8 protein-coding genes are annotated in these 8232 nt (G+C 58.2%); 7 read left to right on the top strand and 1 reads right to left on the bottom strand.

What is annotated here, in order from left to right:
- Nucleotides 1–70: 70 nt before the first annotated feature.
- Nucleotides 71–814 carry a carboxymuconolactone decarboxylase family protein gene (locus K8W16_RS08420; RefSeq protein ID WP_304122703.1) on the bottom strand — a complete coding sequence of 248 codons (744 nt, stop codon included), beginning with the start codon at nt 812–814 and terminating at the stop codon, nt 71–73.
- A gap of 726 nt (nt 815–1540) precedes the next feature.
- Here K8W16_RS08420 and groES point away from each other — a divergent pair.
- The 7 genes from groES (at nt 1541) to proB (ending at nt 8057) form a co-directional block, all read left to right on the top strand.
- Nucleotides 1541–1822, top strand: coding sequence for a co-chaperone GroES (groES, locus tag K8W16_RS08415; protein WP_304122702.1), 282 nt, complete (start codon nt 1541–1543; stop codon nt 1820–1822).
- 39 nt (nt 1823–1861) lie between these two features.
- The gene (gene groL / locus K8W16_RS08410) at nt 1862–3493 is read left to right on the top strand and encodes a chaperonin GroEL (RefSeq protein WP_304122701.1); all 1632 of its coding nucleotides are present in this window, start codon (nt 1862–1864) and stop codon (nt 3491–3493) included.
- Between the two features lie 285 nt (nt 3494–3778).
- Nucleotides 3779–4201: a YkvA family protein gene (locus K8W16_RS08405; RefSeq protein WP_304122700.1), complete on the top strand. Its 423-nt coding sequence runs from the start codon at nt 3779–3781 to the stop codon at nt 4199–4201.
- A gap of 642 nt (nt 4202–4843) precedes the next feature.
- Nucleotides 4844–5152: a 50S ribosomal protein L21 gene (rplU, locus tag K8W16_RS08400; protein WP_304122699.1), complete on the top strand. Its 309-nt coding sequence runs from the start codon at nt 4844–4846 to the stop codon at nt 5150–5152.
- Between the two features lie 33 nt (nt 5153–5185).
- Nucleotides 5186–5461 carry a 50S ribosomal protein L27 gene (gene rpmA / locus K8W16_RS08395; RefSeq protein ID WP_304122698.1) on the top strand — a complete coding sequence of 92 codons (276 nt, stop codon included), beginning with the start codon at nt 5186–5188 and terminating at the stop codon, nt 5459–5461.
- A 350-nt stretch (nt 5462–5811) separates the two neighbouring features.
- A complete protein-coding gene (obgE, locus tag K8W16_RS08390; protein WP_304122697.1) occupies nt 5812–6915 on the top strand; it encodes a GTPase ObgE in 1104 nt (367 codons plus the stop codon).
- Nucleotides 6915–8057 (top strand): glutamate 5-kinase, encoded by a 1143-nt coding sequence (gene proB, locus K8W16_RS08385; protein ID WP_304122704.1) that lies wholly within the window; start codon nt 6915–6917, stop codon nt 8055–8057. The genes obgE and proB overlap by 1 nt, the downstream gene beginning before the upstream one ends.
- Nucleotides 8058–8232 lie beyond the last annotated feature (175 nt).

Below are 8232 nucleotides of genomic sequence, written 5' to 3'. Positions count from 1 at the left end.
TGCCGAACGTATGGGAAAACTGAGAGTTCGGGGAACATGCCGCCCCTTCGAGGGAAAGGACGGCACTCCTTTATTCCGGCAGAACGGCGTTGACGCAGGAAAGGGCATTCAGCGTGCGGGGAAAGCCGATGACGGGGAGTATGGCCTCCAGAGCGTCCACCAGTTCCTTTTTGCTGTTCCCCACGTTCGCGTTGCCCTGAACATGGCTCTTGACCTGTGATTCACAGCCTCCCAGCGCACTGATAGCGGAGAAGGTCACAAGTTCCCTGGTCTTCAGATCGAGTCCGCCGCGGGTGTAGAGGTCGCCGAAACAGAAGGCGGAAAGGTGTTCCACCATGATGCGCTTCTGGCCTTCCGGCGTTGCGGCATGCATGTTGTCGATAGCTTCGCCGAAAATGGATTTCTGTACCGCGAGCCCATGGGAAAAGCGGTTTTGTTCCGTCACCGTGGCCATGCTCTGCAAAGGCAGAGGAATGTCCCGGGAGAGGAACACGTCGTTGACGCAGCGAAGGGCCGCTTCCGTTCTGGGGAATCCAATGTAGGGCGCGCACTGGTACAGGGCTTCCTTGATTTGTATGGGCGTAACGCCTGCCTGAAGCGCTTGCTCCGTACATTGTTTTATGTCGTGCTCGCCCTGCACTGCGGCCAGTGCGGCCAGAGTGACGAGGTGGCGCTTTCCGGTATCCAGAGAGCTTTGGGCCATGGATTCTTCACGGGTAAGCCGCGCGCGCATGGCGGCAAGATCGGGATCGTTTTTTTCCAGCGTCGGGAGAATCGCTTCGGTAGCCTGTTGTGCGGGGGACTGGTTCATCATGACTGCTCCATATTGTTTTTCCTGTGTCTGGGCTGCAGCGGGCAGGGCTGAAGCCAGTACACATAAGAGGGAGAGAAGTAAGGACGGCCGGAAGAGAGAAGTTTTTTTCATGAGGTCTCCTTGGGGGACGGTATCATGGCGGGCGCTTCATTCCGTGATGCGGAGGGGCATGCATGCCCGACCTTGAAAAAAGCATAGGGCGGGAGGGGCAGGGAAGGTAGACACGTTCCGCTCTCATTCTTGCCTGAACCTGTCGTATGGGGTGGAAAAGTTCTACGGGGAGGGCGGCCCATCCTGTTTTTCCTGGAAAGGCGGTGGGGCCGGGCGATGGGACATGCCCCCCACTGCAGAGGCCGGGACATCTTTACCGTAGAACCCTTACAAAGAAGACAGAAAATGTTTTCTACCGGGGAAATCTGCAGGCCTTGCCGTGCCGATCATGGCGGTAAAAAGGCGGGAAAGGAGCGAAAGGCAGCGGGGAAGAATTATTTTTTTAGTTTATAATATATGGAATTTACTGAATATTTATTTTTTTTATGAAAAAAGCGCAAAAAAATGTTCTTTTGCCCCTTTTCAAGTTCAAAAGCAGGCTTATCTATGGTTCGTCACCGGGAAGCTATCATTCCCGGCCGTTTTCCAGCGCCGCTTTTTCGCACAGTCTTCCGGGTTTATCTGGAACAGTGCTGGAGAGTTTACCATAACAAATTTTTTGGGAGGATATGGGTAATGAAACCCCTCAATGACCGTGTGCTCGTGAAACGCCTTGAATCTGAAGAAAAGACCGCCGGCGGTCTTTTCATTCCCGATGCCGCCAAGGAAAAGCCCTCCAAGGGTGAAATCGTGGCCTGCGGCCCCGGCAAGCTGAACGACAAGGGCGAACGCGTCGCCATGGAAGTGAAGCCCGGCGATGTGGTGCTTTTTGCCAAGTATGCCGGCACCGAAATCAAGGTCAACGGCGCCGACCACATCATCATGCGCGAAGAAGATATCCTCGCCATCCTCGACTAATCCGAACAATTTCCTCTATTTTTTCCAGGAGAACATATCATGTCTGCTAAAGAGATTCTTTTCGACGCCAAGGCCCGCGAACGTCTGGCCCTTGGCGTGGACAAGCTTGCCAACGCCGTCAAGGTCACTCTCGGCCCCAAGGGCCGCAACGTGCTCATTGAAAAGGCCTACGGCGCTCCCGTCATCACCAAGGACGGCGTGACTGTTGCCAAGGAAATCGAGCTGGAAGACAAGTTCGAGAACATGGGCGCTCAGCTCGTCCGCGAAGTGGCCTCCAAGACCAACGACGCTGCGGGCGACGGTACCACCACCGCCACTGTTCTGGCCCAGGCTATCTATCATGAAGGCGTGAAGCTTGTGGCCGCCGGCCGCAATCCCATGCCCATCAAGCGCGGCATCGACAAGGCCGTGGCCGCCATCACCGCTGAGCTCGGCAATATTGCCAAGCCCACCCGCGACCAGAAGGAAATCGCCCAGGTCGGCACCATTTCCGCCAACGCCGACGCCACCATCGGCAACATCATTGCCGAAGCCATGAGCAAGGTGGGCAAGGAAGGCGTCATCACCGTGGAAGAAGCCAAGGGTCTTGAAACCACGCTGGAAACTGTGGAAGGCATGCAGTTCGACCGCGGCTACCTCTCTCCCTATTTCGTCACCGACGCCGAAAAGCTGGTGTGCGACCTTGAGAACCCCTTCATTCTGCTCCAGGAAAAGAAGATTTCCGGCATGAAGGAAATGCTGCCCGTGCTCGAACAGGTGGCCAAGATGAACCGCCCGCTGCTCATCATTGCCGAAGACGTTGAAGGCGAAGCCCTTGCCACCCTCGTGGTGAACAAGCTGCGCGGTACCCTGCAGGTCGCTGCCGTGAAGGCTCCCGGCTTTGGTGACCGCCGCAAGGCCATGCTCCAGGATATCGCCATTCTTACCGGCGGTACCGTGGCTTCCGAAGAAATGGGCGTCAAGCTTGAAAACTTCACCCTCGCCAACCTGGGTACCGCCAAGCGCGTGCATATCGACAAGGACAACACCACCATCGTCGACGGTGCCGGCCAGCCTGCCGATATCAAGGCCCGTGTCGCCCAGATCCGCGCCCAGATTGCCGAAGCCACTTCCGATTATGACCGTGAAAAGCTTCAGGAACGCCTGGCCAAGCTGGTCGGCGGTGTGGCGGTGATCAAGGTCGGCGCCGCTACTGAAACCGAAATGAAGGAAAAGAAGGACCGTGTCGAGGACGCCCTCAACGCCACCCGCGCCGCCGTTGCCGAAGGCATCGTGCCTGGCGGCGGCACCGCCTACATCCGCTGCCTCCCCGTGCTGGATGATATCGACGCCTCCGAGGAAGAAATGGCTGGTGTGAACATCATCCGTCGCGCCCTGGAAGAACCTCTGCGCCAGATTGCCGCCAATGCCGGCTTTGAAGGCTCCGTGGTGGTGGAAAAGGTGCGCGAAGGCAAGGACGGCTTCGGTTTCAACGCCGCTTCCGGTGAATACGAAGACCTCATGGCCGCCGGCATCATCGACCCCAAGCAGGTTTCCCGTTTCGCCCTTCAGCACGCTTCTTCCGTGGCTGCTCTCCTGCTGACCACCGAATGTGCCATTGCTGAACTGCCCAAGCCCGAGCCTGCGGCTCCCGCTGCGCCCATGGGCGGCGGCATGGGCGGCATGTACTAAACAATGCCACGGCGGGCTTCTGCCCGCCGACGCCTGATATCGAGGGGGGAACCGTGAAAGCGGTTCTCTCCTTTTTTTTGCTGTACAGGAAAAGAAGAGCCGTTTCTTAAGGAAGGAGACAGAGAATGGTCGGAAGACTTCCCTCAGCTTTTCCGGCGGGGAAAGGCTGAGGGCTGCTCCCATATTTTCGGGCTTTTTCAGAAACAGGGCGGTTTAACTGTATTCCAAAGAAATACTCTTGGTTCGCCGTCCGGCCGGCGTGCAGCGTACAGAGGAGGAAATACCATGACGGAACATGACGAGGAACACCGCACGGTGGTGGAACCGGAACTTGTGACCGATGAAAAGTACCGGCGCGCCTATTCCGACGAAGCCTTCCATTCCAAGCTGCTGCGTTTTGCCGGAGTCTTGGGGAAGGAAGGGCTTCGCTCGGCCCTGATCCTTTATTATACTCTTCAGCGCAAGGATCTGCCCGGAAGAACGCGCGCCATCATTCTGGGGGCTCTGGGCTACCTCATTCTGCCCACAGATATCATTCCCGACCTCATTCCCATTTTCGGCTTTACCGACGATATCGGTATTCTTGCGGCAGCTCTTGCCGCCGTGGCCATGTATGTGGACGATGAATCCCGTGTGAAGGCCGACGCCGCGCTTGAGCGCTGGCTGTCAAAGGCGGAAAAGCTGCTTCACAAGGAGCGGGATTTCTGAACTCTCCCTTTGCCAGGATCGAGGCAGGGAAAAGCGGGCCTTTGTGCAAGGCCGGAAGCCCTTGCCTCCTGATCCTGCATGACGGGCCTCTTCGGTTTTCGGCTGAAGTGCGGATTTTCTGAGGGCGGGGAATGTCAGGAGAACAGCAAGGGGAAAGGGCCGCGGATAGATCAGGGCAGGCCCCTTTCTCTGCCTGTCGCGGAAAGCCCGTGGCACGGGCTGGGGCCGGGGAGAACAGGCCCGACAGGAGCATCTTCAGATGCATGGCCCGGCGAGAAAGCATGGGCTCCGGCCTGAGTTTTAGCGGATGCCCGCAGGTGCGGGGATGCGCAGCGTTAAGGGGCGCGGCCCGGGGCTCTTCCGCATGCGAAGAATTTTCCGCCGGAAAAAACGCTTGCCAGGCGGAAAAAAAACGTGTATGACCATCCTTCGAATGTCCGCACAGGGCATCTATGCACTTGCCTGTAATGGAAAAGTCGCCCTCCACGGAGAGGCGCACCTGCACCGACCTACGGGAACAGGTTGTCATGCCTGCCAGCATCATTCAGGGAGTGTGCGCCGCATTGCGGCTTTTTCCGGTTTCCGGAGTACCTGTATCATGGGAAGCAGGCTTCAATTCTGACCCGTTTTTCGGAGGTTTTAATGTACGCTATTGTTGAAGTGCTCGGCAAGCAGTACCGCGTTCAGGAAGGCAACAAAGTGGTTGTCGATCTTATGGACGCTGAAAAGGACAGCGAAGTGTCCCTCGACCGCGTGCTTATGATCGGCGGCGAAAGCACCAAGATCGGCACCCCCGTCGTGGAAGGCGCCAAGGTGACCGCCAAGGTCGTCGATCACATCCTCGGCGATAAGGTCGTGGTGTTCAAACACAAGCGCCGCAAGGCCGAACGCCGCACCCAGGGCCATCGTCAGGAATACACCGTTCTTACTGTTACCGGTATCGTCGCCTAACGGGCGTACCGTTTTTCTCCAAGGAGTTTCATCATGGCACATAAAAAAGCAGGCGGCAGCTCCCGCAACGGTCGTGACAGTGAAGGTCAGCGCAGAGGCGTGAAGCGCTTCGGCGGCCAGCATGTTCTTGCCGGCAACATCATTGTTCGTCAGCTCGGCACCGTGGTTTATCCCGGCGCCAATGTCGGCATGGGCCGCGACTACACCCTTTTCGCCAAGTGCGACGGCGTGGTGAAGTTTGAAAAGTTCTATCGCAAGCGCCGCGTGCACAAGCGTGTGAGCATCGTTCCCGCCGAAGTTGCGGCATAAGCGTGCTTCCGGTATGACGTATGGGGCGAGAAGGGCCGTGGCTCTTCCCGCCCTTTGCGTTTTTACGGAAAAAGCATTTTTCGTTTTCCGGAGCCTGAAGGTGCTGGACACCGGGCTTTTCCCCATAAGCTTGAAATCTGTCCGATGAGGCCTTTGTTCCGGCATGGGGAGGAAGAGAAAGTTCGAAAAAGCGCTTTTGCAAGAGGGAAACGAGCCTTCGGCATGCTCTGGCCCTCTCTCCATGTTTTTAGGGGAGACGGAGGTCTCCGGGCAGGGCCTTTTTCCGGGAACATGCCGAGGCCGGGCTGTTTGCTTCCGCAACGCAACGCTCCAATCGTGAGGACAACGATATGAAATTTGTGGATGAGGCCACCATTCAGGTGAAGGCCGGCAAGGGCGGCAACGGCTGCGTTTCCTTCCGTCGGGAAAAGTTCGTGGCCAAGGGCGGCCCCGACGGCGGCAACGGCGGCGACGGCGGCAACGTGTACGCCATTGCTTCCAACAGACTGTACAGTCTGTATGATTTTCGTCTGAAGCGCATATACGAGGCCCCCAACGGACAGGGCGGCATGGGCAGCCAGTGCGACGGGCACAAGGGCGAGGATCTTGTCATTGAACTGCCTGCGGGTACGCAGCTTTATGAACGTACAGGCGAAGGGGAAGTGCTGTTCGCCGACATATCCGATACGGAAAAGCCGGTGCTGCTTGCTGCCGGAGGCCGGGGAGGCAAGGGCAACGAACATTTCAAATCTTCCACCATGCGCGCCCCGCGCTTCGCTCAGAAGGGCGAGCCCGGCGAGGAGAAGACCTTCCGCCTGGAGCTGAAGATCCTGGCGGATGCAGGTCTTCTGGGACTGCCCAATGCGGGCAAATCCACCTTCCTTTCCCGAGTGTCGGCCGCGCGGCCCAAGATAGCCGATTACCCCTTTACCACCCTTACGCCCAACCTCGGCGTGCTTATCGACGAATGTGATCCCGACCGCCGAATGATCATCGCCGATATTCCCGGGCTTATCGAAGGGGCCCATGAGGGGCAGGGGCTTGGCGACCGTTTTCTGCGCCATGTGGAGCGCACGCGTTTTCTCGTGCATATCCTCAGTGTGGAGGATGTGGATCTGGAGGCGGAGAATCCCTGGGAAGGCTTTGACCTCATCAACGACGAGCTTTCGCTTTTCGATCCGGAACTTGCCAGACGCCGCCAGATAGAGGTAGTGAACAAGATAGATTTGCGCACGCCCGAGGAGCTTGACGCTCTCAGGGCGCGAGCGAAGGCGGACGGCAGGGACATATTTTTCATGTCCGCCAAAGAGGAAATCGGCATTGAGGAGCTTGTCGAGCGCATGTGGAAGCTGCGCGATGAGCTGGATTTACACGACCCCTTCGTGCACTATCAGGACGAAGTGGTGGTGGATGAGGAATTCCCCGACATTGAAGTGATATGGACGCGCGAATAATGGATACCCGGGAAAAAACGCTCTCTTCGGCGCATACCATCGTAGTGAAGGTGGGCAGTGCGGTGCTGACTACCGCCGACGGCCTGCGCCTTTCCGTTCTGTATAATCTTGTAGAGCAGCTCGCCCGCCTGGCCCGTCAAGGCAGGCGCATCTGCCTTGTCAGCTCAGGCGCTGTAGCCGCCGGGCGCACGGCCCTGCCCGGAAGGGGGCACGCTGCGGAAGGGCTTTCGGCAAAACAGGCGCTGGCCGCCATAGGCCAGGGCTGTCTCATGCGCGAGTATGAGCACGCCTTTGCCGCGCAGGGACTTTTGTGTGCGCAGGTGCTGCTTACCAGGGACGACCTTCGCAGCCGCACGCGCTTTCTCAATGCGCGCAACACCTTCATGAACCTGCTGGGCTGGGGCGTGGTGCCCATCGTCAACGAAAACGACACGGTGGCCGTGCATGATCTGAAATTCGGCGACAACGACCAGCTCGCCAGCCTTCTGCTCAATCTGGTGGAAGGGGATTTGTACATCAACCTGACAAGTGCCGACGGCGTGCTTGCGGTCAACCCCGAATCCGTCGCTCCCGGAGATGCTGTCCCCTGTCTGGAATGTATCGACGATATTGCGGAGCTGGACATAGATTCTTTGTGCGGCGCGAAGACCAGCGTGGGAACGGGGGGAATGCGCTCCAAGCTCATGGCGGCACGGCGCGCTGCGCAGCTCGGCGTGCCTACGCTCATTCTTCCCGGACGTCGGGCGGACGTGCTCGACGCTGTGTTCGCAGGGGAAAACCTGGGGACCTGGGTGCGTCCGGCGGAACAGGCCGTGTCGCGCCGCAAGTACTGGATGGCCTATCAGTCGGAACCGCAGGGCAGTATTTTTGTGGACGAAGGCGCGGCCCGCGCGCTGGAAGAAAAGGGCGGAAGCCTGCTTCCCGGAGGCATACGCGCCGTGGAGGGCAGCTTTGAGCCCGGCGCTCTGGTGCGCGTCATGTGCGGGGAACATCACATAGGCGTGGGGCTTACCAACTACTCCTCGGAAGACCTTGAGCGCATCAAGGGGCTCAGGAGGCTGGAAGTTGCGGCTATCCTGGGCAACGCCCATTATCCGGAAGTGATACACCGCGACAACCTCCTGCTCAATGCGGCGGTGTGAGATAATTCCCGTAAAAAGGCCGGAACCTGAAGGTGCCGGTCTTTTTTGGTTAAGGCCTTCAGGCAGTTGAGGGAGCGGAAGCGACCGAAACAGAAAACCACCCGCTAAGCGGGTGGAGCCCAAAACGGTTATACCTGAAAAAACACCTTTTCGATAAGACGGAGTTGTTCAGGCT

This window comes from Mailhella massiliensis (assembly GCF_020741395.1).
Classification (GTDB): Bacteria; Desulfobacterota; Desulfovibrionia; order Desulfovibrionales; family Desulfovibrionaceae; genus Mailhella; species Mailhella massiliensis_A.
This window is presented reverse-complemented; position numbering and strand designations above follow the sequence as displayed.

What these genes read in the sequence shown, in the direction of transcription:
- K8W16_RS08420 (WP_304122703.1), bottom strand. Translation starts at nt 814, where the DNA reads ATGATGAACCAGTCCCCCGCACAACAGGCTACCGAAGCGATTCTCCCG.
- groES (WP_304122702.1), top strand. Translation starts at nt 1,541, where the DNA reads ATGAAACCCCTCAATGACCGTGTGCTCGTGAAACGCCTTGAATCTGAA.
- groL (WP_304122701.1), top strand. Translation starts at nt 1,862, where the DNA reads ATGTCTGCTAAAGAGATTCTTTTCGACGCCAAGGCCCGCGAACGTCTG.
- K8W16_RS08405 (WP_304122700.1), top strand. Translation starts at nt 3,779, where the DNA reads ATGACGGAACATGACGAGGAACACCGCACGGTGGTGGAACCGGAACTT.
- rplU (WP_304122699.1), top strand. Translation starts at nt 4,844, where the DNA reads ATGTACGCTATTGTTGAAGTGCTCGGCAAGCAGTACCGCGTTCAGGAA.
- rpmA (WP_304122698.1), top strand. Translation starts at nt 5,186, where the DNA reads ATGGCACATAAAAAAGCAGGCGGCAGCTCCCGCAACGGTCGTGACAGT.
- obgE (WP_304122697.1), top strand. Translation starts at nt 5,812, where the DNA reads ATGAAATTTGTGGATGAGGCCACCATTCAGGTGAAGGCCGGCAAGGGC.
- proB (WP_304122704.1), top strand. Translation starts at nt 6,915, where the DNA reads ATGGATACCCGGGAAAAAACGCTCTCTTCGGCGCATACCATCGTAGTG.